The organism is Gracilinema caldarium DSM 7334 (assembly GCF_000219725.1).
Classification (GTDB): domain Bacteria; phylum Spirochaetota; class Spirochaetia; order Treponematales; family Breznakiellaceae; genus Gracilinema; species Gracilinema caldarium.
Genome location: NC_015732.1, coordinates 514,193 through 537,606, shown reverse-complemented (window position 1 = coordinate 537,606; position 23,414 = coordinate 514,193). Strand labels below are relative to the sequence as shown.

Sequence of the window (23,414 nt, the reverse complement as noted above, 5' to 3'; positions counted from 1 at the left end):
AGTATGCTTGAGAAACTGACCGGAAAAATTCAGGATGCCCTGCGCACCATCAACGGCAAGGCTACCATCACCGAAAAAAACATAGAAGACGCCGTAGAAGCCATTAAAATGGCCCTCCTCGAGGCCGATGTAAACCTCCGGGTGGTTCGGCGCTTTGTCAACTCCACCATAGAAGAAGCCAAGGGTGAACGGGTACTCCGTTCCGTAGACCCGGGCCAGCAGTTCATCAAGATTGTCCATGATAAACTGGTCGCCTTTTTAGGGGATGCGAAACAGGACCTGAACCTGAAGGGCCCCGACACCCAGTCGGTGATCCTGATGCTTGGTTTGCAGGGTTCCGGTAAAACCACGAGTTCTGCCAAGCTGGCTTTGAGGCTTAAAAAGGAAGGCCGAAAGGTCCTTCTCGTTGCCTGCGACCTCATCCGCCCCGCCGCTATAGAACAGCTTTCTGTATTAGGATCCCAGATTGGGGTTCCCGTATATAAAGAAGAGGGCGCTAAGGATCCGGTTAAGGTCTATAAGGGGGCCCTGGAAACGGCCCGGAAAAACCTCTACGACACCATCATCGTCGATACCACAGGCCGGCTCCAGATTGACCAGGAAATGATGACCGAACTCGTCCGGCTTCGGGATGCGGCGAAACCCGATGAATTACTCCTCGTAGCCGATGCCATGACCGGCCAGTCTGCGGTGGATATAGCCAAGGCTTTTGATGAACAGATCGGCCTTACCGGGGTAATCCTTACCAAGTTCGACTCCGATACCCGTGGCGGCGCCGCCCTTTCCCTGAAAACCATCACCGGCAAACCCTTAAAATTTGTCGGTGTTGGCGAAAAGCCCGAAGACTTCGAACCCTTTTACCCGGACCGGGTTGCAAGCCGCATCCTCGGCATGGGGGATATTGTAAGCCTCGTAGAAAAGGCCCAGCAGGTGGTGAACCAGGAAGAGGCCGCCGCCCTTCAGAAAAAGATGCTCTCCGAGGACTTTACCCTCCAGGACTGGCTCGACCAGCTCCGGGCGGTAAAAAAAATGGGCTCCCTCCAGTCCATGCTGGAAATGCTCCCCGGCATGGCAGGTCAAATTTCGGAAGAGGACCTTAACAAGGCGGACATGAAAACCCAAGAAGCGATCATCTGTTCCATGACCAAAAAGGAACGGGAAAACTACCTGATCATTGGGCCGTCCCGCCGCGCCCGCATTGCTCGGGGATCGGGAACATCAGTCGCTGAGGTCGCCCGGCTCCTTAAAAAATTCGAAAAGATGCGGACCATGATGAAAAAAATGGCCAAATTGGGGAAGAATCCAAAGGCAGCCCAGGCGATGATGAGCAGAATGGGCGGGATGGGCGGGCGCGGCGGCCTGTAAGCGCGGCGGCTTTTAAATAAAGCACCCCGGCGTTATGTGCGGCGGCCTGTAGAGGTGCCCGCTGTAAACCGAGGCTCTGACCGTTGACTAAAGGGCGATTTTCCTGTACATATAAGGCTTACGCGCCCCCAATTCAGCGCAACCGCGCCGACGGGCTTGTTTTGCCCGCATTCCCGCCGACGCATAAGTACAGAAACGGGCATTCCCCAATGGGAAGAATTTGAGGAGGATACCTTTGAGTGCACGCATTCGACTAAAGAAGTTCGGAACCAAGAAACGGCCCTACTACCGGATTGTTATTATGGATTCTCGAGCTCCCCGGGATGGCAAAACCATCGATGAAGTAGGAATCTATCACCCCATTGCAGCTGAGGGTTCCCAGGTTTCTTTTGATGCAGAAAAAGTAAAATCCTGGCTCAGCAAGGGTGCGCAGCCAACCGATACGGTTCGCAAGATCCTGAATAACAGCAACTTCACCTTCTAATAGGGAAAAGGAGCATTTATGGAAAAGGATCTTGTTGAATATATTGCGAAAAGTCTTGTTGATGATCCTTCCGCAGTGCAGGTGAATGTGATTGAAGGTGAAAAAAGTACCATTCTGGAACTCCGTGTGGCTCCGGAAGATATCGGTAAGGTCATTGGCAAGCAGGGACGAATTGCTAAGGCAATCCGAACCATTCTGCAGGCCGCCACAGTCACCACCGGCAAGCGAACTGTTCTGGAAATACTGGACTGACGGATTACAGGTGTGACCGATCGTTTTATTACCGGAATTATTGGACAGCCCTTTGGGATAAAGGGCTATGTCAAAGTTCGCCTGCCGTCAGGAGACAGCAGTCACTTTGAACAATTAAAGCAGGTAACGGTCCGCCTTGGCACCCAGGAAAAATCCCTGATCATTGAAGCTACTGGACAAGCTCCCAGTTCATTTATCATTAAATTTAAAGGGTATGACAGCCCCGAAGCTGCAAAGGCTTTGCAGGGCGGTGAAATCCTGGTACATCGAGTTAATGCGGCGCCGCTCGCAGAGAATGAATATTATATCGAAGACCTCCGGGGCCTGGCGGTACATCTGCATGTAGTGTCCGGTCCCGTGGTTGGTACCGTTACTGATGTGGTAGAGGGCGGTGGCGGACAGCTCATGGAAATTGCAACAACTCAAGGGGAGCACCGGTTTATCCCCTTCAGAAATGAGTTTATCGAGAGAATTGATATTGCTGGCGGAACGGTGGTGCTCAAAGAAGGGTGGATTCTGGAGTGAAGTACACCGTACTTACCCTGTTCCCTGAAATTGTGGACACCTTTTTTAATACCTCCATAATGGCCAAGGCTATCAAACGTGGAGTTATCCAATATAGATCCATCAATATCAGGGATTATGCCACAGATAAACATCACAAATGCGATGATGCCCCCTATGGGGGTGGAGCGGGGATGCTGATGCTTCCCGAGCCTATAGGCAGGGCTTTAGAATCAGCCGGAGCGGTAAAAAAACAAGCTGCTATAAACTTTGGAACTGCATGCTCCGAGCCCGCCCACTTGCAACAAAAACGGAGAAGGGTCATTTACCTTTCCCCTTCGGGAAGGCTCTTTAATCAGGACCTGGCCCGAGAACTTGCTGCAGAGGATGAATTGATACTCCTCTGCGGCCGATATGAAGGAATTGACCAGCGGATTATCGATTCCTATGTGGATGACGAAATTTCCATTGGCGATTACATCCTTTCCTCAGGGGAAGTATCAGCCCTGGTATTGATAGATGCAACCTACCGGCTTATAGATGGGGTCATTTCTGCAGAATCCCTCGAAGAAGAGAGTTTTTCCGATGGACTTCTTGAGTATCCCCAGTATACAAGACCGGAGATTTATGATACAGTACGGGTCCCGGAGGTGTTGCTTTCGGGGCATCACGAGCAGATACGTCAGTGGCGTTTAAAGAAACGGATCGAAAAGACCCTAAACGTCCGGCCCGATTTAATTGAAAAGGGGCTGAAAGCTGGTTGTTTTTCTGCTGAGACACGAAAACTTATAGCTGAATTGCAGGACCAGGTTCTGCACAGTCAAGGGGATACAGATGAACGAAATTAAAGCTATCGAAGCTGCTCAGATGAAGAGCGAGCTGGATGAATTCAAGGTAGGGGATACCGTAAAAGTCCATTTCAAGATTGTCGAAGGCAAAACCGAACGGATCCAGGCCTATGAGGGACTGGTTATCGCCATGAAGAATTCCCGTATCGGGAAGACCTTCACCGTACGGAAAAACTCCTACGGAGTTGGAGTTGAACGGGTATTCCCCCTGCACTCCCCCCGGGTTGTAAAGGTTGAGCTTATGCGGCCTGGTAAGGTTCGCCGGGCTAAGCTCTACTACATTCGGGACAAGATTGGTAAGGCTGCCAAGATTAAGGAGCTTATTTCCAAGAAGCCCCACGAGGCTGCAACCGGCCAGGAAAGCGCCCAGGCCTAAGTGTACGGCCTATGAAAAGCGAGAAATCTGATGGTACTAGGCCGTCTCTCCTTCGGTCTCTGCCATCAGATTCGTTTTTTTCTGAAAAGCCTTTAAAAACAACGGACCATACCCGTTCACAGGTTAATTTCGCGCATGATGTACTTTGTAAAACACAAAACACCTTAGAGATTCAAGAACTTGCCCAAAAACTTCATATAGCAGCTACGAAACTGAACCTATCAGCTCTTCGTTACGCCTTGTCCTTCCAGTTACCCCTGAAGAAGGAAACCCTTGAACAGAACATGAAGCAGGTACTTAAACTTCCCTTACAGTACCAGGAAGCAGGTCTTTTCAGCACGATCCTTGCTTTATCCAAAGGATTAAAGCTGTCAGATGAAACCTTAGGACAAGTAGCGCGATTATTCACCACCTATACGAAAGGTGAAACACAAGCAAAAGGGACAAATCATAAGAGCCCAGCGGTTCATCAATATAAAACATCTCTAAAAGATACAAACCATGAAATAGAGCCTTCAGAATCAGAACAACATCAGGAACTACCACTCACCCCAGGCCAGACAGCTCTCTATTTCAGCGAAGCCAGTAGAACCCATCCTGCCATAGACTTTCTCAACCGTTTGACAGATCGTAATAACCAACATTATCTCGTTATTCCCTTTCAATTTTCAGAAGCTTCATTTGTTTTGCAGGGTACCCTGAGACTTTTTTGTATTGATAGACCTGGGGGAATTGTGGATGTGCCACAGCTTGTTATAGAAGCGGTCACTCAAAAGCATCAATGGTATGTACAGGCTCTTAAAAATGATGCTGGAGGATTGGCACTTAACCTACGAGTCTATCCTCCTCCCAAGAATTCCGAAACGCTGGTTAATGCTCTTACATCTGTTTCCGATACTGTAAGTATCAGCTTTGAAAAATCGGAATCTTTTTCAGAATTTCGAGAGACTGGGTATACCAGCTTTGAAATCCAAGCATAAAGGGTCTATAATATGGAAATAAAACGGGCGAGTGCATTACAATACATCGACAGAGATTATGCCCCCCGGATTATAGCTTCGGGAAAAGGAAAAACCGCAGATCATATTATAGAACTTGCTGAAAAAGCTGGTATAGCTATAATTGAAGATGCCAACCTGGCGGCTATGTTAACAGATCAAATGTCTGTTGGAGACTATATTCCTCCCTGGTGCTGGGAGCTTGTAGCGAAAGTATTTGCAATCATTAAAAACGAGGAACTATCGTGAGAAAAATAGCAGTTACAGCATTGCGACCAGGACAAGTTTTTACTGAACCGGTATATATCCAGGATAACAACCTTTTTGTCCCCGCGGGAATCCCGGTAAAGAAAAAGGATATTGACCGGCTTATAAAGTGGGGCATTGACAGTGTACAAACAGAAGGAGTCACAATTTCTGAAAATGTATCAACACCAAAGGACCGCCCAGAAGCTACATCGAGTGCTAACAGCCAGAGCATAACACCGGAAGCTCCCATAAGCCTCATTTCTCTGCCATCGGTTATAGATAACGCCCCAAGCTACCGTACCTACACAGACCTTATCAACAAACTGGATGCTTTGTTTCAGAATATTGCCGAGGGGCTTTCTGTCGAAAGCCGTAGTATCGACGGAATTGCAGGAAGACTACTCCAGGCGGTCCGGGAACACCGGGACCAGATTGTGGGATACATTTTGGGTGGGGAGGTTACTAATTATCCCCTTGCGAAAAGTTCAGTAAACACGGCAATTCTTTCTACACTTATAGCTATGGAACAAAAGATGCCGAACCATAAAATACTTCAGGTAACCACTGGTGCCCTCATGCACGATATTGGCATGTTGAAACTGCCCAAGGACATCGTTGAAAAAAAAGGCGGCCTATCGGAGACTGAGATCTCTCGAATTCAAGCACACCCATTGTATGCTTATAAGATGATTTGCAAAGAGCTTCTGTATCCTGAAGAAGTGGGCGTCATCGCACTCCAGCACCACGAAAGGTGGGATGGTGAAGGTTATCCTCGTCGGCTAGCTGGTGAGGCCATTGATCTTGGAGCTCGTATTGTCAGTGTAGCAGATGCCTTTGAAGCCATGGTAAGCGAAAAACCTTATCGTAATTCCATGATCGGGTATCAGGCAATGAAGAATTTACTTTCAGATAATGCAAGACGTTTTGATCCAGAGGTTCTTAAGGCCTTCATAAAAACTATGGGGATTTACCCGATTGGATCCATCGTATTACTGAATACAGGGGCTATTGCTCGGGTCATAGAGGGACATAGCGAAGCTCCGCTGCGACCAAAAATCAGGATTCTGGTCGATGAGTTTGGTAATGCTTTTAATAATGATGAGGGCGAAATCATCAACCTGCTGCAGGAAAAGAGCATGTTCATTGCCCGAGCAATTGATCCCAAAGAATTAGCCAAAGGCCGTGAATAACAAGAAAAAAGGCCAGAATGGAGAAGACCGGGCTGCGGCGTATCTAACAGCACAGGGCTATGAAATTATCGACCGTAATTTTCGTAGTAATCTAGGTGAAATTGATATCATAGCCCGGGAACAGGATACTCTGGTTTTTATCGAAGTTAAAGCCTGGTCCTACTTTGGCATGGAAAATCTTGAGTATGCGGTGAATCAACAAAAACAGCAAAGAATCATTAAAACGGCTAAGTTTTTCCTTGCAACCCATCGAGAATATAACTGTATGACCCTTCGCTTTGATATTATATTTATTGGATCCCAGGGTATTCACCATCTTGCCTCAGCCTTTATGGAGCGTGTATTATGATGGTTCAAACTGAGAACCACCAGAACAGACAAAAACTGGAAGAACTTAAAAAGCTTATTAATGATGATTTGTACTTAGCTGGTGCTATACAGAGAATCGCCCAGGTTCTCAGCGAAGAACTATTGGAAGAACAAAGCAGAGGAGCAGTTCATGGTAGAAAACGGCAGAGATGGATATAACCGCCGTAAAAATAAATTCAAGGATCGGCAGCATAATAAAGAAAGAAGCCCTCAGAAGGGCCAGCAAAAGACAGTAGAAAAACCTCGTTTTGATAAACAAAAGGGGACCCTCATCGACCGACCCCAATGGATTCCACCCAAATTAGGGCAGAACCAGCTTCCTCGATCAGAGTGTCCCTATTGTGGGAAACCAGTCAATGATCTATCGAGCGCCTTAAGCGATCCAGCAACAGGAACACCTATCCATTTCGATTGTGTTCTCAGGAAGCTTTCCGATCGGGAATCTTTACAGGAAGGTGAAAGCCTCACCTACATTGGGGGCGGTCGTTTTGGTGTGATCCAATTTCCCAATCCTCAAGATACTGATCATTTTGTAATAAAACGAATTATCCAATGGGAAGATAAGGAAAAACGGGCCCCCTGGCGTAGAACCGTAGCCGATAATTTCTCTCTCACTTAGGTAAGGCTTATGCAGGATACGGATGAATTCCTGAAAAATCCCAAAGTATTAAGTCAATACAATCAGCTTCAGGAACTGGGTGTATTTCATTATATAGATATACTTAAAAAGGACATTCGTAATTATGAGGCAATTATCAATGCGGCAAAAACAATTCTAAATAGCAAAACCATAGATGAAATTTTAGAAAGTACAGTAAAAGAAATATCTGATCGTTTTTTACCATCTTTCCTCATCTTCCTCTGGAGACCATCTAGCAACCACAAGGATTTGGTCATCCGGGGGTATCAAAATTTTAAGACCTTTGAAACACCTTTACAACTAGAAGATTTATCACCCTTTGAAAGCTTTTTTAAACAATATTCCCAGCCAATTAGTTTTGATTTGTTGGAATACCAACTCAACAATCCATCGGTTACTGAGCCAATGAAACAACAAAAACCTGATCTTGTAATCCCAATCTTAGGGCCATCAGGTCTATATGGACTCATTCTTATTGGCCCTAAACTACTTGAAGAACAGTACGCACTTCATGAATTATCCTTTTTAGATAAACTTATGTCCTTTACCAGCCTGGCTATACAAAATTATATTCATTATCAATATTCAGTTCGAGATGGGAAAACAGGTCTGTACAATCATGGATTCTTTATAGTTCGACTAAAAGATGAAATGGCACGCTCGAACCGGCTTCACCAACCCTTTGCACTTATCATTATGGATGTAGATAAATTCAAACATTTTAATGATACCTATGGACATCTTGCAGGTGATGCTGTTTTGGAACATCTTGCGGGTGTTATTCAAAAGAACCTAAGAAGCCAAGATATTCCATCTCGTTTTGGTGGTGAGGAATTTACCATTTTACTTCCAGAAACGAATCGCGCGTCGGCATGGATTGTTGCTGAGCGGCTTCGAACGGCAGTAGCCTCATTGAACATCCCATGGGAACAAAATCTACCACAGGTTACCATTAGCCTTGGTGTTGCTATTTATGACGGTTCAGAACAATTGGATTCAGATGCACTAATACAACGGGCAGATCAAGCTCTATATCAATCAAAACAACGAGGACGAAACAGAACTACCGTTTGGGGATCTGGACTTTTGCACAAAACTCAACAAATGAGATCAAGCCGTATAGGTGAATAAAAGAAACGACATATCATCCTGCTGAGGGACGCCTTCCCTAAATTGATCAATCTGTTCGATCAGTACGTTGGTTATCTGTTGTTCATTAGCTGGCAAGGTACGTAAAAAGGTCTTTAATCGTTCTTCTCCAAATTCTTCGCCAGATCCATTAACTTGTTCTGTTATACCATCGGTATAAATAAAAAGACGATCTCCCTTTTGTAAAGTGATTCCCATAAGCGAAGGAGCAATCTCCAAATCTATACCTATAGGAAGGTTTAGCAGACGCCCCTTTAAAGCTCTTATATCATTATTACGAATTAAATAGACATGAGAATGGCCCATATCTGCACATAGCAGTTTTGAATGCTCTTGATCAAAGAACATAAAAAATCCAGTAAGGTATTTTTCCATATGGAATGTTGATACAATTGCTTTATTGATTGTAACGATAAGATCGCGTAAGCCCCGTCTAAAATCGTAGGTTTTTAACATCCCCCAAAGCATTGATACTATTAATGAAGCAGACACTCCTTTTCCGGAAACATCACAGAGGGTCGCAAATAGCATCTCTTTATAAATTTCTTGAACATAATAAAAATCACCGCCAACACCTTTTGCAGAACGGGACCAGCCGATAATTGAATAAGTATCTTTTTGTAAAAACTTATTCGATAAGAGCCGATCCTGAATGGTACCAGCTAGTTCAATATCATTTCTCGTAATTGTAGCTAGATACTCATGCAGATCATAACGAGAAAAAATCCCTTGAAATTGTCCATATTCATTTACGAGTGGAAAAAACCGGGTGATCTTATCTCTTGGGATTCCATCGTCTGTTTTAGAGGAAGTTCCTTCATCCATTTGATGCAAATATTGCGCCACAGTAAGAAAGTGCAATCTTGCATCGAAGGGGTTAATTGATTGCATCAATTCTTTAATTAGGCTTCGTTGAAGCACCTCTCTTCCAAAGGGTTTCCCCACTAAAGTAAAAAGTTCATCCCGTTCAACCAAACCCAGATATTTGCCATTTTTATCAATTACTGCAAAAACGGAAACTTCAGGAAACAATAATAATTCATCGGTCAATTCAAGCACCTTGGCCGATTCCGATACATACCACAGATAATTTGCTATGGTGAGAATCGAGTTGGAGTACCGTTTCTGTGGATTTATTTGGGAAAGCAAGGTTCCCTTGGCTTCTAAAGTTTTCATAGCAAGCAAACTATCCCACAACTGTGTTAAATAACTATTAAAGGAATTCGAATTTATCATTTTCTCATAGTTCTTTTATAGTTTTTTCATTATCACACTTTTTAGTAGAGCCATGGAAATGATAGATATGAACAATCCTAATTATGGCTGGTATGCGTTAGAAATCAGCGGAGATCTAGACTTGTACTCCGCACCGGAACTGCTGTCAAAGACATTGCAGATTTTACAGCAGCCACTTAATCGCTTTCATATAGACTTTTCGAGGGTGAGCTATTTGGACAGCTCAGGGGTAGGAACTATCATTAAAACACTCCAAGCTGCCAAAGCTAAGGGAATTACCATGACCTTCTCAGGCATACAGGGAACTCCAAGAAAGGTACTTTCAATGGCAAACATACTCCCCATCCTCACGGAAACCAATCCACCATATTAAAAAGGGGACCTTTGAAAACGTATTTATTAAAACTTGTTATGGTTTATAACGGTTATACTTTCAAATAAAGGTAATTTACCATGCATCAACTAATTATACGAAAACTCATTGTAGATGAAAACAACGAGCTTTTTGACGCTCAGGGCATGCGCTATGTTGAATTTCCCAGTGACTACCATCGTATTCGTGAGTATACCGCATTCATCCTGCAAAATTGTCCAGAAGAATTTAAAGAAGGGAATTTATTAGAACAACAACTATCAGAAATCATTAAAAATGGCATAAAACATGGCAATAAAAAGGACCCTTCAAAGAAACTTAAGGTTTGGTATGACCTGCGGAAGCGGGTTCGTTTCATCGTGGAAGATGAAGGAGAAGGTTTCACCAATCTGGAAGCATGGAACGAATATTATCGGAAACGCCAAGAAGCTCTCTATCGGGAGGATTTTGATACATTTCTCAGTATGGCAAACTATCGAGGTCCCCATAGTGATGCAGATGATGGCGGAAACAGCCTTATTGCAGCTCTGGAATATTGGAATGGAGGTATGATTTATAATAATAAGAAAAATAAGGTTGGTGTAGTTCGCTGGTTTACCAATGGGGCCCAGATTAGCGGCCCTATATGAGCCCATCTCGTCCCTTCTTACTCTTTTTGCTATACTGGAAGGGTCTTTGTATAACTGGTATAATATATCTGTTTTATACAGTTTCCCAATATACTCACCCCCAAGGAGCTCAGGATGATTGGAATAATTGGTGCCATGGAAGCAGAAGTAGAAATCCTTAGTTCAGCTCTGAATATAATACAGAAAAAAACAATAGGACCATTTACCTACTACCAAGGAATCCTGGCTAACAAAGATGTAGTATTACTCCAATGTGGTATCGGCAAAGTCCAGGCCGCCATTGGCTGTGCTCTTATGCTGCAATCGTTCCAACCCACAGCCCTCATCAACACAGGTTCCGCAGGGGGGATAGCTCCAAACCTGCATTTCGGCGATGTAGTCATTTCTGAAGGACTCATGTATCACGATGTGGATGTAACCGCCTTTGGCTACCTGCCCGGTCAAATACCAGGCCAACCCCAGATTTTCACTACAGACAAAACACTGCAAATGCTGGCTGAAAAAGCCATAGTAAGCCTGAAACAAACGAGAAAACTCCCATCATCACTGAACTATGAAAAGGGTATTATCAGTTCAGGAGATATCTTCATGCATGAACAACAAAAAATCGAGCAAATGCGAAAAACCTTTCCTCACGTTAAGGCTGTAGAAATGGAAGGCGCCGCTATTGCTCATTGTTGTACCCTGTTTCATGTCCCCTTTCTAGTCCTCAGATCTCTCTCAGACATAGCAGGCCAGGAATCTCCCATGAAATTCGATGAGTTTCTTCCCCTTGCAGCTCGGAATTCTAGTGAAATTGTCATGGAACTTGTACAGAACCTATAAAAACCAGCAACATGAAGTAACCAACAGGAGGCATTGATGAAAAAAATAGCCAGCTTTACCGTAGATCATATCCGTATGAAACGGGGTATCTTTGTATCCCGGAAAGATCGCTTCGGTAACACAGTTCTCACCACCTTTGACATTCGTATGAAAGAACCCAACCGTGAACCCGTATTAGATGTCCCCACATCCCACACTATAGAACACTTGGGCGCCACCTTTCTTCGATCCCATCCCCAATGGGGAAGCCGGATTGTTTATTTTGGCCCCATGGGCTGCAGAACCGGCTTCTATGTCATCCTCGAAGGGAATCTTTCATCCCTCGATGTCTTGTCTGTCATAACCGAGATGTACCAATGGATTGCGTCATATGTTGATGAAATTCCGGGGGCGTCGGCGGCTGAATGTGGCAACTGGCGAGACCATAATCTGGATATGGCACGGTGGGAGGCGCTCCGTTTCCTGGATGTGCTCAAACATCCCTTATCGGAAAACCTAGAGTACCCGTCATAAAACACCGCCCCCTGGAGCGGCCGACGGGAGTCGAACCCGCGTCACGAGCTTGGGAAGCTCGGGTAATGCCGTTATACGACGGCCGCTCCAGGGGGCAGAAGGTAGCGTAACTATACCAAAAAGATTGACCGCCTGTCAAGAATTCGGTCAGTATTCAATAGAAAAGCGGTGAAAACTCCCTATAGGACGAACCCGTGTTAGTTGTACACGGTCGACCGTTGCAGCAGGGGGACCATGATGCAACCAGGATATTAATTTCGAAAGCTTTGCAGGATTTCCTTCTGCATAGACCTCTACAGATCCATCATGGCAATTTTTGACCCATCCAACAACACCCAATTTTCGAGCTTGAGCCTGGGCTGCATAACGGAAACCAACCCCCTGGACAATACCATATACCTGGACCAGAACAGCTTCTTTAGGAAGCGCATCATCCAAAGACACGGGTATTATCCTTTCTGCTTTTTATCTCGAATTTCCGTAAGCATGGCAGCAATTTCAGCATAGTCAAAGGGTTTATACAATACCGGATAGGGGATTGTATATTCCTGACGAAGATACCCTGAGGTAATAATCACATCGATGTTTGGACAAAAAGTCTTAAGAAACCGAACCCAGTAGTCACCACCTAAAATATCCATACGATAATCGGATACAATCACATCAACCTTAGCATCTAGTAATATTTTAATTGCCCCTACACCATCAGAAGAAACAAGAACGGTAAATCCCTTTGCTTTCAGATAGTCCCGTAAAGAAAGGCGGATATCATCATCATCTTCAACAAGAAGAACTACAAAATTTGAATTATTCATGGATACCCGCGGTAAGCTTGATAGAAAGTTCATGTATTGTTGTTAAAACTTGATCAAAATCGAGGGGTTTTCCGAAAAACGCATCAGCTCCTTCATCTAAAATAGCACGCTTTTCTTCGGGAATATCAAGTCCAGTCATGGCAATAACAAAGGGTTTTCCGAAGGTGGGATCTTCCTTTATTTTCCGACACAGTTTATGACCATCTATTCCAGGCAAGTCGATATCTAAAAAGATAAAACCAGGACGGTAATCTGCCAGGGCCTTTCCTGCCTCAAAGCCATCAAAGGCTTGGTATACGATATAATCTCCTAGCTTTTTTTCAAGATATTTTTTCATTAAATCATTTAAGTCCTTATCATCATCTACAATAAGAACTGATTTCCACTCTACCTCATCCTGCATGAGAGCACTTAATTCATCGGGAATGCGCATTCCCCGTTCATCGAGGAAGGACTTAAGGTCCTCCGCATAGACACGGTACTGGCCACCAGGGGTAGTAAAGGCTTTTAAATAGCCATTTCGAATCCAATTTATCGCAGTCTGATTGACAACCCCGCAAATATTTGCTACTTCAAGTGCAGAAAATATTCGTATCTTTCTGTCATTTTTTGCCATATCAGCTTCCTTATCTTATAAAAATACCCGGGACAGCCTACAGCTAATTCCATTAAGTCCAATACTTAAATTATATCTATAAAATCCATATAGTCAACGCAACGGATATACTATTATACCACTTTTTTATGCTTTTGTATATTAACGGTCTTCTAAATAGAGTAAAATAGCTCTTTTCGAAAATTGAGCTTTAAGCAGTATCTGCTTGAGTTCAAAGGGAGTTAAATGATCAAGTAAAAGATGCTTTTTTTCGATAAACTGCTGTATTGCTTTTTTTTCTAATTCAGGGGGATACAGCTCTCTAACCAGTACTGTTGCAATGCGGCTATCCACACCACGTTTTAAAAGCCCATAAACAAGTTGTGAAGCACTTTTTGATCCTGAATGTCTCAACCGGCTTTGTATCCAGGCTTTCGCAAATCGTTTATCATCCACAAACAGAAGCGCCTCTAACCTATCCAGCACAATCTTAACAGTCTGTTCTGAGTACTGTTTGTGCAAAAGCTTCTGCATCAACCCCAAACGGGTCTGTTCAGCCCGGTTTATCAATTGTAAGGCCTTTCGTTCAACCCGTACACATTCAGAAGCAAAAGAGAGAGACCGGTAATCCTCATCGGTGAGATCCAGGTTGCTGCAAGAACTGTGGGATATGTATAACGATACGCGGCCCTTAATCGTTTGGGGAAGATAACTAAGGCGTATAAAAAACAAAGAGCCGTCAGACAACCCAATTTTGAGTAAATCCGCATCGGCTCCTGGTTTGACGGAAGTAACCGTCATAGTAGTGGACGAACCGGCAGGTTCGCCAGAGTACATTAACGCTTGGAGAACTGGAAGCGCCGGCGGGCACCAGCCTGACCGTACTTCTTTCGTTCGACCATACGGGGATCCCGGGTAAGGTATCCGTTAGTCCGCAGGGAAGTATAATTGGTATGATCTACCTGGCACAGAGCCCGGGCAAGCCCATGTCGGCATGCACCAGCCTGACCATTCGGGCCGCCGCCATACACGTTAATCAAAATATCATACTTATTTTCACTGGCGGTTACCATTAATGGTTGACGAACCATCAGGGCATGTTCACTGAGTGTGAAATATTGGTTCAGTTCCTTACCATTTACCACAATTTTGCCGCTACCATCCCGAACAAACACCCGGGCTACAGCGGTCTTTCTTCTTCCGGTTCCAATACCGAGATTCTTAATCACCTTGCTACCTCTCGCTTAGAGTTCAATAACCTGCGGATTCTGGGCCGCATGGGGGTGATTGGCACCCGCATAAACCTTAACGTTTTTAAACAGCTTCCGGCCAAGAGGGCCCTTGGGAAGCATACCCTTAATTGCCAGTTCCAGCGGATCTGCGGGATGGCGGGCAATCAAACTCTCAAAATTGGTCGACTTCATACCACCAGGATAACCAGTATGGTGATAGTACATCTTCTGAGTGGTTTTTCTGCCGGTTACGATTACCTTATCGGCATTGATAACTACCACATAATCACCAATTTCCTGATGAGGTGCAAAGGTCGCTTTTGTTTTACCTCGAAGAATCGATGCTACCTTGGCGGCTACACGGCCAAGAACCTTACCTTCCGCATCGATTACATACCATTTACGCTCCGCTTCAGCGGGTTTAACGAACACAGTCTTCATATCGTACCTTTAAAAGGGTTTTCCAACCACGGATTTATAGACTACCCAGCTTGGGCATCGCGCGGATAGTCCTGTATACGGGGCAATGTCGAATAATCCCATAATATGAGATCAATGTCAAGATAGGACCTTGAGAGCATCCACTAAACCAGGGAACCTCACAAAACTGCCCGTATCCTAGAGGTACCCCGTAATTATTTAGATTCAGCAGAGGCATCGGCTTTTGCTTTTTCTTCAGCCTCTTCTTTTTTTGCTTCAATCTGGTCTTTGATATCCGCTATACCAATAAATACAGCTAATAGACCGATAAGAACAGCCATTACAGGGATAGCACCCCGTAAAAAGAGCAGAACATCCTGCCACCAGGCTAGACCTACAGGAATAACAGCCAGTACTGCAAAGGCAATTGCTACAATACCTACAATTAATGCAACCATGTTATAACCTCCACGTTACACTGTCCAGCATCTACCGATGCCGGGATTTTTTAATAATCATCACCAGGAATGCCATACTATAAAAAATTGTTGGCAGGTTTGGCAAGACGATAGCAGCCACCGGTACAGAACCTATTTTTGTTTCAAAACCATCAGTAATTCCCAGGGTGTTCAGGATTGAATAGACCGTTTCAGCATAGGCGGCTATGGTTCCAATAACCATAAGCATCCAGGGGATATCTCTGATTTTTGCCCACAGCATAATAGCAAAAAAGGATGCAAGGGCCCCCAAAAAAAGACGGCTTACGATAAAAATAAGCTGACCACTATCCATAGCTATAGTATCTATGCTTCGGCATTAAAAGACAAGAGCTGCGCCAGTTTTACATCCAGGCCCGGGCTGAGAGACCAGGGCAAGATGAGGGGGTCTTCTACTATTGGGGGGAGGAGGAAACCTTTCTGAAGGCCTTCCCGAAACAGACCTTCATAGTCATTCTGAGCAAAAGATGCATCTACATACCAATACACACTGGAACCTTTCCATATTGATGAATTGAGAAGCGCTTGTTGGGTCTTTGGCAGCATCACTTTCGGGGCCTGTTCGATAGCTTGTAGTAAGTCATATACAGCCCGTTGTGCATATTCTGCAAAAACCGGCGAAAGCAGTTCACTGGGTGGAAACAAAGGTGCCACCGAATCAGAGAGGATGAGCACCGCTACTTCCTCTGGCCAGGCCAGGGGTAACAGAGGGACGATAATATCCTGGTGATAGTCCTGAAGGTGGGGGGCCCTCAGGCTTGATACCTCCCCTACAGTATCAATCCAGGGGCGCCACAGGGTAATACGATTGCTGAAACGGCTCCATGCTGGTCGCAAGCCAGGATAGGCAGGGTCTGGAATGTCTTCCCAGGTAATCTGTTGCGCCAGAAAATTCCCAACCACCGTTAAGGTTCGGTTAAGACCACGGTATATGCGCAGGACCTTGCCAGGGAAAAGTTTTTGCAACGCCTTTTCCAAGTGGCGCATACCGGGATGCGGCACAGGCATCCATACCCCACGAGCAAGGGTATCCTTGAGACCGGTCAGATGGTGGCTTTTACCGTGGCCAAGTATGGCCCTGCCGCCCTGCTTCCAGAGGTCCACCAGTCGATTTCCCCGGTAGGTATAGAGAAAATCGCCCCTGGCCCGACGAATGGGTTCTACATAATTCAGTAACCTAGTATCCATCCCGTTCAATCCTCATAAAGCGTTCGCTCTGGTATTTACTCAAAAAGCGAACCTGTTTTCCTGTTTCAAACTGGGCCTCTATCAGGGGGCCTTCGGGCCCCTCGGAGATTCGGACAACCTGACCATAGCCGTAATCATCGTGGAAGAGGGAAGCGCCGATCCGCCATAGGCCATCACTAGAGACAGTCCGAGGGGCCCGCGGCAGCTGTCGAGCATAAGGGCCCAATCTGCCGTCTTCGGCATCGCGTTGGCCTGCACCATGAAGGCTCGGATCACAAATGGAAGCACTTTTTGGGCCCGATTTAAACCCTCGGGGAATCTGTCCTAGGATTTTTATATAGTCCAAAGGGATTTCAGACAGAAAGAGGGATGGCTGATTATAACTGGCCCGGCCATACATCCGGCGAAGCGCACAGGTGGTTAGGTACAATTCATCCTTGGCCCGGGTTACCCCTACGTAAAAAAGCCTCCGTTCTTCTTCCAGATCTTCATCTTGTTTATCATCCCGAGGGAAGATTCCCTGTTCAAGGCCGGTAATAATAACCTTACGGAATTCGAGTCCCTTGGTGTTATGAACCGTAATAAGGGTAACCGAATCGTTACTTTCTTCGCCGCTTTCCAGAGAACGGTCAAGTTCAATATGTTCAAGAAATTCCGCGAGTCCTTCCTCTGTAGCCGGATAGAGGCTCGCTGCATTAGCCAGTTCCTGTAAGTTGGATAGGCGCTGAGTCCCGGCAATTTCATCTTCTGTTGCGTGATACTCAGCAATACCGCTGGCTTCCAGAATATAGACAATGAGCGCCGAAAGGCCATCCCCGGCGGTGAGCCGGTCTGATGCTACACTGCTGTTCTTACATACATCCCCTTCGGTAGTGATCATCGAACGGCTCTGCGCCAGAATCCTTAAAAAGCCCTCAAGGCCATTACGGGCTTTTTTAGAAAGTTCTGGCAAGATGTTTCGGCAGGATTCCAAAAGATTTCCCCGTGAAGCAGGTTCCGCATGGGAAGCGGCTTCGATGATTTTATCAATCGTAACCTGACCAAGACCGCGTGCAGGTTTATTGATGACCCGCTTAAAGGCAATCTCATCCCGGGGGTTTACCATAATAGAAAGGAGTGCCAGGGCATCCTTAATTTCTTCCCGTTCATAAAATTTTAAGGAGCCAACTACTTTATAAGGGATGTGACGGCGTAATAATTCAGTCTCAAAGGTAAGAGATTGGGCATTGGTTCGATAAAGTATAGCCCAGTCTGAATAGGTCCCACCTCGACTACGAAGGGATTTTTCGATAAGCTCTGCACAAAATGAAGCCTCTGTTTCCTGATCCGGTAAAAAAACCAGGGTAGGCAATTTCCCATTCCCCCGCTCTGCCTGTAGGGTCTTGCCAAGCCGTCCCTGGTTGTTGTCGACAACAGCTCCCGCCACCGCAAGTATGGGGGCTGTAGAACGATAGTTTCGCTCTAGGCGGATGATGTCCGTTTCGGAGAAACGATCGGGGAACTCCAAAATGTTGCGGACCTCGGCGCCCCGGAACCGGTAAATAGACTGATCGTCATCGCCAACCACACAAAGATACGTTTGGGATGTATAGAGTTCCTTGAGAAGCTCAAATTGAGCTACATTGGAATCCTGATATTCATCAACTAAAATGACTTGAAAACGATCTTGGAACCGTTGTCTTACCTCAGGAAAGGCTCGCAGAATTTCTACAGGTTTTTTTATGAGATCACCAAAGTCTACATTTCCAATCGCCTTAAGCCGTTCTTCATAGAGCTTGTAGATATTTCTGAATTGGGGTCGATGATCAATTAAGGCCAGTTCTGGGTCATCGGGGGTAAGAAAATAGTCCTTTGCTCGGGCTATATGATGGGCGACCTTTGCCGCCTCTGCCCTTGTTGTATTGGGCATGATACTCGAAAGAAGGGTTACCGTGTCATCATCATCATAAATAACAAAATTGCTGTCCAGACCGATAAGTGCTCCGTTACGTCTCAGAAACCAGGCTCCAAAGGAATGGAATGTCCGTATCATTGCCTCGGCGGCCCGACTATCGATAAGTTGGGCCCGTTCAGCCATTTCCCGGGCCGCTTTGTTGGTAAAGGTAACTGCAAGAATTGAGCGTGGGTCTACCCCTCGTTCCCGAACAAGGTAGGCAATTTTTGTGGTAATAACCCGAGTTTTTCCAGAACCAGCTCCAGCCAGGATGAGAAGGGGCTTACCCCAATGCAGTACCGCCTGTCGTTGTTCCGGATTCAGCACTGAAAGGTAGTTTTCCATATCAATACTCAACCCATGGTGCGAAAGGCCGCATCTAGGTCAAAGCCTGCCCGGGAAAACACTCTGGCAGATACAAAAGTTCCTGGGGTAAGATTCTGGTCCGCACTAAGTACGGTAGATCCATCTACCTCAGGGGCCTGACAAAGGGTACGGCCCAGATACAGGCCATCTTCATTTTCGACCCGCTCTTCTATGAGAACTGGTAAGGTTCTGCCAACAAAGCGATCCATGCGGGATTCAGTTATAGGGATTTGGGCAGCTTCAATCTGTCGTTTCCGGCCTTCAGCAACTTTTTTTGGTACCCGGCCCTTCATGGAATAGGCAGGAGTATCCTCTTCACGGGAATAGGTAAAGACCCCAAGCCAATCCAATTGCGCTCTCTGTTGAAAATCCAGGAGGATCTGCATATCTTCGTCGGTTTCTCCGGGAAAACCAACCAGAAAGGTGGAACGAATGGTCGCATCGGGCAGTTCCTTCTGGATGGTAGTAAGTAAATTTAGGTAGGCTTCAGCATTGCCTCGCCGATTCATCAACCTGAGGATTCGCTCTGACGCATGCTGAAAGGGGAGATCAAAGTAGGGCAGAATACGGGAATCTCTTTTGCAGATGGGCAGGATTTCAAAGGGGAAATGATCAGGATGGATGTAGAGAAGCCGCACCCAGAAATCACCGGGAAGCGCAGAAATAGCGGAAAGCAATTCCGCCAATCTGCACTGGCCTGCTGCAAATGCTCCGGCGGCACCGTCTTTGCCATAAGAGCCCAGGTCCTGACCAATCAGGCAGAGTTCTTTCACTCCCCGCTTGAGGAGGCCTGAACATTCAGCAACGACAGAATCTATGCTCCGGCTGCGAAGATTGCCCCGGATGAGAGGGATGGCACAATAGGTACAGCGGTTGTCACAGCCCTCAGTAATTTTCACATAGGCAGAACCTGGAAGCGAAAGCAGGGGCCGGTCATCGGAACAACGGGCAAAGTCAGTTTTTCCTGTATTATCCAAAGGCGGCACCAGCGCCTTATGGGAACTTGACATGGCCTGTTCTGCGGCTTCCGCAATACGGGATAAATCGGTGTTTCCAAAAAGGGCATCCGCTTCCTGTAATTCCGCCGCAAGCTCATCGGCATAGCGCTGGGCAAGACAGCCGGCTAACAACACCCGTTTTTGCGGATAGAGCTGTTTATAGGAAAGTACCGCCTCTATAGATTCCCGTTTTGCACTTTCGATAAAACCACAGGAATTGACTATAACCAGATCTGCATCCTCTGCCTCGGCACAGGCCTCCCAACCAGACTGTGCCAGCACTGACATGAGGATTTCTCCATCGACCTGGTTTTTAGCACAACCATGGGGATCAAGATAAAAGCGTTTATTCATTAATCAAGCCGAACCGTCGTAAGTTTATAGCGGCCATCGTCATCTTTAACCCATTTCAGATCGGTAACGACAACTTCCCCTGGCGATCCTATTTCGACATCCACCGTTTTACCGCCACCGATGACCTGGAATTTTACTGCACTGGCATTAGAAAGCCAGAGCCGAATTCCGTTCTGAGCCTGAACATTCAGAATATCCGCTTTCTGGAAGTATCGTTCATCCCGGTCTTTTCGGTCACTTTCCCAACGAAGGAGGCAGTTCCCTTTAAATGTGGCCTGTAAGGTAAAGGGATAGGGATTCGGAGAAGAAAGCAAAACCGGTGCATTTGCCGGAGCGGGATTGCTCGGGGTAGCTTCGGCCACAGACGTGGTTACCGTATTTTCAGTACTGTTGTTGGTGCCTGTTGAAGCAGCGGCTGTTGAATTCTCAGTAGAAGCAATTTCAGAACCAGCAGCCTTGTCCATAGCCATGCGCAAAACCACACCTTTATCGCTTTTATTTTTTACCAGGTCCGCAACAAATATTTTCACATCGGCCGTTCCATCGGCATTAATATCAAGAGGAATTTCCTGACCAAGTTCTACTGCAGTATCACCGACTGGGCTGGTTAGTACAACCCGGTCAGTAATCTGGCTAACTTCAATCTTATATTTTTGAGTATCAAGTTGTAAAATTGTAGTGTCACCGATATAATATCGCTTTTCGAGGGTTCCCCCAGATAGGGTATACTCAACAGGTTTACGTACCTTTTGTTCTGCTGCAACCGTATCTTGCTTTGGACGAAATATAAAAAAGAGTCCCCCTCCAATGATCAGCACCACAGCTACTAATGCTATAATAAAGGGGATTCGATTTGCCGGTTTCGGATCTCGAAGCAATTGTTCCATTGGCACTGGTTGTTCTTGTATTTTTATAGATTTATACAAAGAAATAAGATCCTTGGAATCTAAACCTAAATAATCACTATAACTTCTCATAAAGCCTAAGAGATAGGTTTCCCCCGGAAACTGAGAAAAATCCTCAGCTTCCATAGCTTCCAGATATTTTTTGGGAATGTTCGTATCCCGATATATTTGTTCAAAGGTAATGCCCTTACTTTCCCGAGCAGATCGTAACTGTCCTCCAATAGATTCCACAACAGCCTCCTATTTTACCTCTTGGGGACTTCTAAAAACTTCAGTTTTTAGAGGCGCCCTATTCTGATTCTTTAAAAAGAAAATTGTTATACACATTTGCTGAAGCGGGAGAATCATAGGCGAAGCGAGATTCTCCAATTCCCTGATTCAGTTTAATATCAGTAAAATTAAAAATAATTGTTTCTCCTGCTAAGGTTACCCCTTCGATTCTCCGTATCAGTTTGGTCTCCGGATGTATACTTATCTTAAGCTCACGAAAGCCTTCCGATACGGTACGTCGTGTTAGAGTTAATTTTATAACAAGCTCTAAAGATCCCTGATCCAGTGGAACCGGATCGGGGCTGGTGGTATAGGCACTATTGTAATTTCTCCGTAGTAATCCCAACCCCTGGGCTGATGCAAGTCCTGCTCCGGAAGTGCCTCCACTGGCACTGGTTGTCTGGCTTAATACCGCCCGGTATTCAGGGAGATAGACCGTCAGTGTTTCCCCATTATAGGCAATAACTTGTTCTTCCGGTTTGGTAAAATCGATACGAACCAGATTCGGATTCTTATAAATAATCGTACCATACATATCTGTCTTGCCGGTACTTACTGTTATTTTTGCACTATAATCCTTAATACCGCTATAGGTTTCTGCAACCTGGGCCAGGTACTTTTCTGCGGTTAATATTTCCTGACCGCTTACAGACAGGACAACGATCATACCAGAAAACATAGTAATAAAAAACGTGGACCATCGTCTCACAGCATACACCTCATTAATTATACTTAGGTTATATAGTATCCGGTAGGGCCTCAAAGCGCAAGATACTTGAAACTAAGATATGAGCGCTGTTTAATTAATGAGCATAATAAATGGAGCGGTAGGTTTCATTTGCTTGCCAATATTAAGGCAGATTTATTGAACGTTTTTCGGCATCTTCAGCCATTTTATAAAAAATAGCTACGTTCCCAATAACACGAACCAATTCTGCATGCACTTCTTGAGCGAGCTGTTCGGAGAAACTCCGCCGATCTTCTTTAGAAGCAATAAAACGAAGTTTTACCAATTCGCGATTGTTTAATTCATGTTCGAGTGCCCGGACAACCCCTTCGGAAAGACCTTCCTTACCAATCATCACCGTAGGCTGAATGGTGGCGGCTAAACCAGACAGGTATCCCCGCTGTTTGCTTGTTAACATGATATCCTCCGTGACCCTATTTATGCCCGAAGAGAGCCTTTTCTGCAATAAGTTCATCAGCAAAGGGCCACAGCAGATTTTCCCCCGATTCAAAAGAGAGACAGGGCAGATGCAGAGCATTAACACGATGTATCCAATAGGGAAAGTCTTCGATGATACGAATTGATGCTATGCAGTGGTTCGTACCCCAACCAGCTTTTTCGGCCTTAACAAGACGCCACAATGCGGCGGCAGCCTCTATGGAAACTATCTGATATCGGGATACCAGGAGATCAACAGGAACCGGAGCATGGGGTGCTTGATCGCTGTGATTTTGTAGAAAGGTTACTAATTCATGCTTTGGTTCTACATTGGATCCTAACCCAAGCAGAATATCTAACAGAAAATCAAAACCATACACGAGGGGTAAACCATAAATTCGGATTTCCGGAGCATCCTTTGTGGTAAGAACCAGTGCGGGGATAGTATCCAGTCTGTATTTTCGTAACAGGTCACCACTTTCAGAGGCATCACTGATTTCAACCGATATCCGGCTGGATACTTCTGCCAGTTCTTCGGCTAACTGGCGTACTTCGCGGGACAGGCTATCTTCGAAGCGATGGGTAAAAACATGAATATTTACGGAACGACGTAATTGGCCGAGCCGAGCATCGGCCTCTTTTCGGGCGGCTCTATTCAACACCATATATCAAGCAT

The 23,414-nt window shown here is 45.5% G+C and carries 33 protein-coding genes and 1 tRNA gene; 17 read left to right on the top strand and 17 right to left on the bottom strand.

Translation table 11 applies throughout. The features are described from left to right. The first annotated feature begins 3 nt into the window (after positions 1 to 3). From ffh to SPICA_RS02455, 13 genes are all read left to right on the top strand, one after another. Entirely contained in the window at positions 4 to 1,365 is a 1,362-nt protein-coding gene (gene ffh / locus SPICA_RS02515; protein WP_013967966.1) for a signal recognition particle protein, read from the top strand. Between the two features lie 235 nt (positions 1,366 to 1,600). Beyond that, complete coding sequence (gene rpsP, locus SPICA_RS02510; RefSeq protein ID WP_013967965.1) at positions 1,601 to 1,849, top strand: 30S ribosomal protein S16; 249 nt, start codon at positions 1,601 to 1,603, stop codon at positions 1,847 to 1,849. 18 nt (positions 1,850 to 1,867) lie between these two features. Beyond that, entirely contained in the window at positions 1,868 to 2,101 is a 234-nt protein-coding gene (locus SPICA_RS02505; protein ID WP_013967964.1) for a KH domain-containing protein, read from the top strand. Between the two features lie 12 nt (positions 2,102 to 2,113). Then, positions 2,114 to 2,626 (top strand): ribosome maturation factor RimM, encoded by a 513-nt coding sequence (rimM, locus tag SPICA_RS02500; protein ID WP_013967963.1) that lies wholly within the window; start codon positions 2,114 to 2,116, stop codon positions 2,624 to 2,626. Then, on the top strand, positions 2,623 to 3,453 hold the full coding sequence (trmD, locus tag SPICA_RS02495) for a tRNA (guanosine(37)-N1)-methyltransferase TrmD (RefSeq protein WP_013967962.1): 831 nt from the start codon (positions 2,623 to 2,625) through the stop codon (positions 3,451 to 3,453). Before rimM ends, trmD begins: the two co-directional genes overlap by 4 nt. Then, positions 3,440 to 3,829: a 50S ribosomal protein L19 gene (gene rplS, locus SPICA_RS02490; RefSeq protein ID WP_013967961.1), complete on the top strand. Its 390-nt coding sequence runs from the start codon at positions 3,440 to 3,442 to the stop codon at positions 3,827 to 3,829. Before trmD ends, rplS begins: the two co-directional genes overlap by 14 nt. A gap of 11 nt (positions 3,830 to 3,840) precedes the next feature. Next, on the top strand, positions 3,841 to 4,809 hold the full coding sequence (locus SPICA_RS02485) for a hypothetical protein (protein ID WP_013967960.1): 969 nt from the start codon (positions 3,841 to 3,843) through the stop codon (positions 4,807 to 4,809). 12 nt (positions 4,810 to 4,821) lie between these two features. Beyond that, positions 4,822 to 5,076 (top strand): EscU/YscU/HrcU family type III secretion system export apparatus switch protein, encoded by a 255-nt coding sequence (locus tag SPICA_RS02480; protein WP_013967959.1) that lies wholly within the window; start codon positions 4,822 to 4,824, stop codon positions 5,074 to 5,076. Beyond that, entirely contained in the window at positions 5,073 to 6,266 is a 1,194-nt protein-coding gene (locus SPICA_RS02475; RefSeq protein ID WP_013967958.1) for an HD-GYP domain-containing protein, read from the top strand. The genes SPICA_RS02480 and SPICA_RS02475 overlap by 4 nt, the downstream gene beginning before the upstream one ends. Next, positions 6,259 to 6,615 (top strand): YraN family protein, encoded by a 357-nt coding sequence (locus tag SPICA_RS02470; RefSeq protein WP_013967957.1) that lies wholly within the window; start codon positions 6,259 to 6,261, stop codon positions 6,613 to 6,615. The genes SPICA_RS02475 and SPICA_RS02470 overlap by 8 nt, the downstream gene beginning before the upstream one ends. Beyond that, positions 6,612 to 6,794 (top strand): hypothetical protein, encoded by a 183-nt coding sequence (locus SPICA_RS02465; protein ID WP_013967956.1) that lies wholly within the window; start codon positions 6,612 to 6,614, stop codon positions 6,792 to 6,794. Before SPICA_RS02470 ends, SPICA_RS02465 begins: the two co-directional genes overlap by 4 nt. Continuing rightward, positions 6,766 to 7,254 (top strand): hypothetical protein, encoded by a 489-nt coding sequence (locus SPICA_RS02460; RefSeq protein ID WP_013967955.1) that lies wholly within the window; start codon positions 6,766 to 6,768, stop codon positions 7,252 to 7,254. The genes SPICA_RS02465 and SPICA_RS02460 overlap by 29 nt, the downstream gene beginning before the upstream one ends. Positions 7,255 to 7,263: 9 nt before the next feature. After that, on the top strand, positions 7,264 to 8,406 hold the full coding sequence (locus tag SPICA_RS02455; protein WP_013967954.1) for a GGDEF domain-containing protein: 1,143 nt from the start codon (positions 7,264 to 7,266) through the stop codon (positions 8,404 to 8,406). Here the strand turns inward: SPICA_RS02455 and SPICA_RS02450 are convergent. After that, positions 8,386 to 9,600, bottom strand: coding sequence for a SpoIIE family protein phosphatase (locus tag SPICA_RS02450; RefSeq protein WP_169311851.1), 1,215 nt, complete (start codon positions 9,598 to 9,600; stop codon positions 8,386 to 8,388). The genes SPICA_RS02455 and SPICA_RS02450 overlap by 21 nt on opposite strands. Before the next feature lie 112 nt (positions 9,601 to 9,712). On the opposite strand from SPICA_RS02450, the gene SPICA_RS02445 reads away from it, so the two are divergent. The 4 genes from SPICA_RS02445 to SPICA_RS02430 all read left to right on the top strand — a co-directional run bounded on the left by SPICA_RS02445 (position 9,713) and on the right by SPICA_RS02430 (position 12,000). After that, positions 9,713 to 10,033, top strand: a complete 321-nt coding sequence (locus SPICA_RS02445; RefSeq protein ID WP_013967952.1) for an STAS domain-containing protein — start codon at positions 9,713 to 9,715, stop codon at positions 10,031 to 10,033. 80 nt (positions 10,034 to 10,113) lie between these two features. Beyond that, positions 10,114 to 10,662 carry an ATP-binding protein gene (locus SPICA_RS02440; protein WP_013967951.1) on the top strand — a complete coding sequence of 183 codons (549 nt, stop codon included), beginning with the start codon at positions 10,114 to 10,116 and terminating at the stop codon, positions 10,660 to 10,662. Between the two features lie 114 nt (positions 10,663 to 10,776). Further along, on the top strand, positions 10,777 to 11,487 hold the full coding sequence (locus tag SPICA_RS02435) for a 5'-methylthioadenosine/adenosylhomocysteine nucleosidase (RefSeq protein ID WP_013967950.1): 711 nt from the start codon (positions 10,777 to 10,779) through the stop codon (positions 11,485 to 11,487). A 36-nt stretch (positions 11,488 to 11,523) separates the two neighbouring features. Next, the gene (locus tag SPICA_RS02430; protein WP_013967949.1) at positions 11,524 to 12,000 is read left to right on the top strand and encodes an S-ribosylhomocysteine lyase; all 477 of its coding nucleotides are present in this window, start codon (positions 11,524 to 11,526) and stop codon (positions 11,998 to 12,000) included. Between the two features lie 12 nt (positions 12,001 to 12,012). Here the strand turns inward: SPICA_RS02430 and SPICA_RS02425 are convergent. From SPICA_RS02425 to SPICA_RS14610, 16 genes are all read right to left on the bottom strand, one after another. After that, a tRNA-Gly gene (locus SPICA_RS02425) sits at positions 12,013 to 12,086 on the bottom strand. Positions 12,087 to 12,147: 61 nt separating this feature from the next. Beyond that, positions 12,148 to 12,444 (bottom strand): acylphosphatase, encoded by a 297-nt coding sequence (gene yccX, locus SPICA_RS02420; RefSeq protein WP_013967948.1) that lies wholly within the window; start codon positions 12,442 to 12,444, stop codon positions 12,148 to 12,150. A 5-nt stretch (positions 12,445 to 12,449) separates the two neighbouring features. Further along, positions 12,450 to 12,815, bottom strand: a complete 366-nt coding sequence (locus SPICA_RS02415) for a response regulator (protein ID WP_013967947.1) — start codon at positions 12,813 to 12,815, stop codon at positions 12,450 to 12,452. After that, positions 12,808 to 13,431, bottom strand: a complete 624-nt coding sequence (locus tag SPICA_RS02410) for a response regulator (protein WP_013967946.1) — start codon at positions 13,429 to 13,431, stop codon at positions 12,808 to 12,810. The genes SPICA_RS02415 and SPICA_RS02410 overlap by 8 nt, the downstream gene beginning before the upstream one ends. A gap of 141 nt (positions 13,432 to 13,572) precedes the next feature. After that, on the bottom strand, positions 13,573 to 14,211 hold the full coding sequence (locus SPICA_RS02405) for a regulatory protein RecX (RefSeq protein ID WP_041396117.1): 639 nt from the start codon (positions 14,209 to 14,211) through the stop codon (positions 13,573 to 13,575). Between the two features lie 35 nt (positions 14,212 to 14,246). Continuing rightward, the gene (rpsI, locus tag SPICA_RS02400) at positions 14,247 to 14,639 is read right to left on the bottom strand and encodes a 30S ribosomal protein S9 (RefSeq protein ID WP_013967944.1); all 393 of its coding nucleotides are present in this window, start codon (positions 14,637 to 14,639) and stop codon (positions 14,247 to 14,249) included. A 15-nt stretch (positions 14,640 to 14,654) separates the two neighbouring features. Then, a complete protein-coding gene (gene rplM, locus SPICA_RS02395) occupies positions 14,655 to 15,083 on the bottom strand; it encodes a 50S ribosomal protein L13 (RefSeq protein WP_013967943.1) in 429 nt (142 codons plus the stop codon). A gap of 194 nt (positions 15,084 to 15,277) precedes the next feature. After that, entirely contained in the window at positions 15,278 to 15,520 is a 243-nt protein-coding gene (locus SPICA_RS02390) for a hypothetical protein (RefSeq protein WP_013967942.1), read from the bottom strand. Positions 15,521 to 15,551: 31 nt separating this feature from the next. Then, positions 15,552 to 15,854 carry a hypothetical protein gene (locus SPICA_RS02385; protein ID WP_013967941.1) on the bottom strand — a complete coding sequence of 101 codons (303 nt, stop codon included), beginning with the start codon at positions 15,852 to 15,854 and terminating at the stop codon, positions 15,552 to 15,554. Positions 15,855 to 15,865: 11 nt separating this feature from the next. Further along, positions 15,866 to 16,747, bottom strand: a complete 882-nt coding sequence (locus tag SPICA_RS02380; protein ID WP_013967940.1) for a hypothetical protein — start codon at positions 16,745 to 16,747, stop codon at positions 15,866 to 15,868. Continuing rightward, on the bottom strand, positions 16,737 to 19,025 hold the full coding sequence (locus tag SPICA_RS02375; RefSeq protein WP_013967939.1) for an ATP-dependent helicase: 2,289 nt from the start codon (positions 19,023 to 19,025) through the stop codon (positions 16,737 to 16,739). The genes SPICA_RS02380 and SPICA_RS02375 overlap by 11 nt, the downstream gene beginning before the upstream one ends. Before the next feature lie 8 nt (positions 19,026 to 19,033). Further along, positions 19,034 to 20,398, bottom strand: coding sequence for a 30S ribosomal protein S12 methylthiotransferase RimO (gene rimO / locus SPICA_RS02370; protein WP_013967938.1), 1,365 nt, complete (start codon positions 20,396 to 20,398; stop codon positions 19,034 to 19,036). Next, positions 20,398 to 21,534 (bottom strand): helix-turn-helix domain-containing protein, encoded by a 1,137-nt coding sequence (locus tag SPICA_RS02365; protein WP_013967937.1) that lies wholly within the window; start codon positions 21,532 to 21,534, stop codon positions 20,398 to 20,400. Before SPICA_RS02365 ends, rimO begins: the two co-directional genes overlap by 1 nt. A gap of 58 nt (positions 21,535 to 21,592) precedes the next feature. Then, complete coding sequence (locus SPICA_RS02360) at positions 21,593 to 22,282, bottom strand: LolA family protein (RefSeq protein WP_013967936.1); 690 nt, start codon at positions 22,280 to 22,282, stop codon at positions 21,593 to 21,595. 142 nt (positions 22,283 to 22,424) lie between these two features. Further along, on the bottom strand, positions 22,425 to 22,718 hold the full coding sequence (locus SPICA_RS02355) for a YhbY family RNA-binding protein (protein ID WP_013967935.1): 294 nt from the start codon (positions 22,716 to 22,718) through the stop codon (positions 22,425 to 22,427). A 16-nt stretch (positions 22,719 to 22,734) separates the two neighbouring features. After that, a complete protein-coding gene (locus SPICA_RS14610; RefSeq protein ID WP_013967934.1) occupies positions 22,735 to 23,403 on the bottom strand; it encodes a thioredoxin domain-containing protein in 669 nt (222 codons plus the stop codon). Between the last annotated feature and the right edge of the window lie 11 nt (positions 23,404 to 23,414).

Bases quoted from the DNA above. Each gene is read 5' to 3' on its own strand.
- SPICA_RS02465 (WP_013967956.1), top strand. From the start codon at position 6,612: ATGATGGTTCAAACTGAGAACCACCAGAACAGACAAAAACTGGAAGAA.
- SPICA_RS02440 (WP_013967951.1), top strand. From the start codon at position 10,114: ATGCATCAACTAATTATACGAAAACTCATTGTAGATGAAAACAACGAG.
- SPICA_RS02505 (WP_013967964.1), top strand. From the start codon at position 1,868: ATGGAAAAGGATCTTGTTGAATATATTGCGAAAAGTCTTGTTGATGAT.
- SPICA_RS14610 (WP_013967934.1), bottom strand. From the start codon at position 23,403: ATGGTGTTGAATAGAGCCGCCCGAAAAGAGGCCGATGCTCGGCTCGGC.
- rimO (WP_013967938.1), bottom strand. From the start codon at position 20,398: ATGAATAAACGCTTTTATCTTGATCCCCATGGTTGTGCTAAAAACCAG.
- SPICA_RS02460 (WP_013967955.1), top strand. From the start codon at position 6,766: ATGGTAGAAAACGGCAGAGATGGATATAACCGCCGTAAAAATAAATTC.
- SPICA_RS02415 (WP_013967947.1), bottom strand. From the start codon at position 12,815: ATGAATAATTCAAATTTTGTAGTTCTTCTTGTTGAAGATGATGATGAT.
- SPICA_RS02390 (WP_013967942.1), bottom strand. From the start codon at position 15,520: ATGGTTGCATTAATTGTAGGTATTGTAGCAATTGCCTTTGCAGTACTG.
- SPICA_RS02405 (WP_041396117.1), bottom strand. From the start codon at position 14,211: ATGACGGTTACTTCCGTCAAACCAGGAGCCGATGCGGATTTACTCAAA.
- SPICA_RS02375 (WP_013967939.1), bottom strand. From the start codon at position 19,025: ATGGAAAACTACCTTTCAGTGCTGAATCCGGAACAACGACAGGCGGTA.
- SPICA_RS02445 (WP_013967952.1), top strand. From the start codon at position 9,713: ATGGAAATGATAGATATGAACAATCCTAATTATGGCTGGTATGCGTTA.
- SPICA_RS02430 (WP_013967949.1), top strand. From the start codon at position 11,524: ATGAAAAAAATAGCCAGCTTTACCGTAGATCATATCCGTATGAAACGG.
- SPICA_RS02410 (WP_013967946.1), bottom strand. From the start codon at position 13,431: ATGGCAAAAAATGACAGAAAGATACGAATATTTTCTGCACTTGAAGTA.
- SPICA_RS02450 (WP_169311851.1), bottom strand. From the start codon at position 9,600: ATGAAAACTTTAGAAGCCAAGGGAACCTTGCTTTCCCAAATAAATCCA.
- SPICA_RS02435 (WP_013967950.1), top strand. From the start codon at position 10,777: ATGATTGGAATAATTGGTGCCATGGAAGCAGAAGTAGAAATCCTTAGT.
- SPICA_RS02480 (WP_013967959.1), top strand. From the start codon at position 4,822: ATGGAAATAAAACGGGCGAGTGCATTACAATACATCGACAGAGATTAT.
- SPICA_RS02355 (WP_013967935.1), bottom strand. From the start codon at position 22,718: ATGTTAACAAGCAAACAGCGGGGATACCTGTCTGGTTTAGCCGCCACC.
- SPICA_RS02380 (WP_013967940.1), bottom strand. From the start codon at position 16,747: ATGGATACTAGGTTACTGAATTATGTAGAACCCATTCGTCGGGCCAGG.
- SPICA_RS02455 (WP_013967954.1), top strand. From the start codon at position 7,264: ATGCAGGATACGGATGAATTCCTGAAAAATCCCAAAGTATTAAGTCAA.
- ffh (WP_013967966.1), top strand. From the start codon at position 4: ATGCTTGAGAAACTGACCGGAAAAATTCAGGATGCCCTGCGCACCATC.
- rplM (WP_013967943.1), bottom strand. From the start codon at position 15,083: ATGAAGACTGTGTTCGTTAAACCCGCTGAAGCGGAGCGTAAATGGTAT.
- SPICA_RS02485 (WP_013967960.1), top strand. From the start codon at position 3,841: ATGAAAAGCGAGAAATCTGATGGTACTAGGCCGTCTCTCCTTCGGTCT.
- rplS (WP_013967961.1), top strand. From the start codon at position 3,440: ATGAACGAAATTAAAGCTATCGAAGCTGCTCAGATGAAGAGCGAGCTG.
- SPICA_RS02385 (WP_013967941.1), bottom strand. From the start codon at position 15,854: ATGGATAGTGGTCAGCTTATTTTTATCGTAAGCCGTCTTTTTTTGGGG.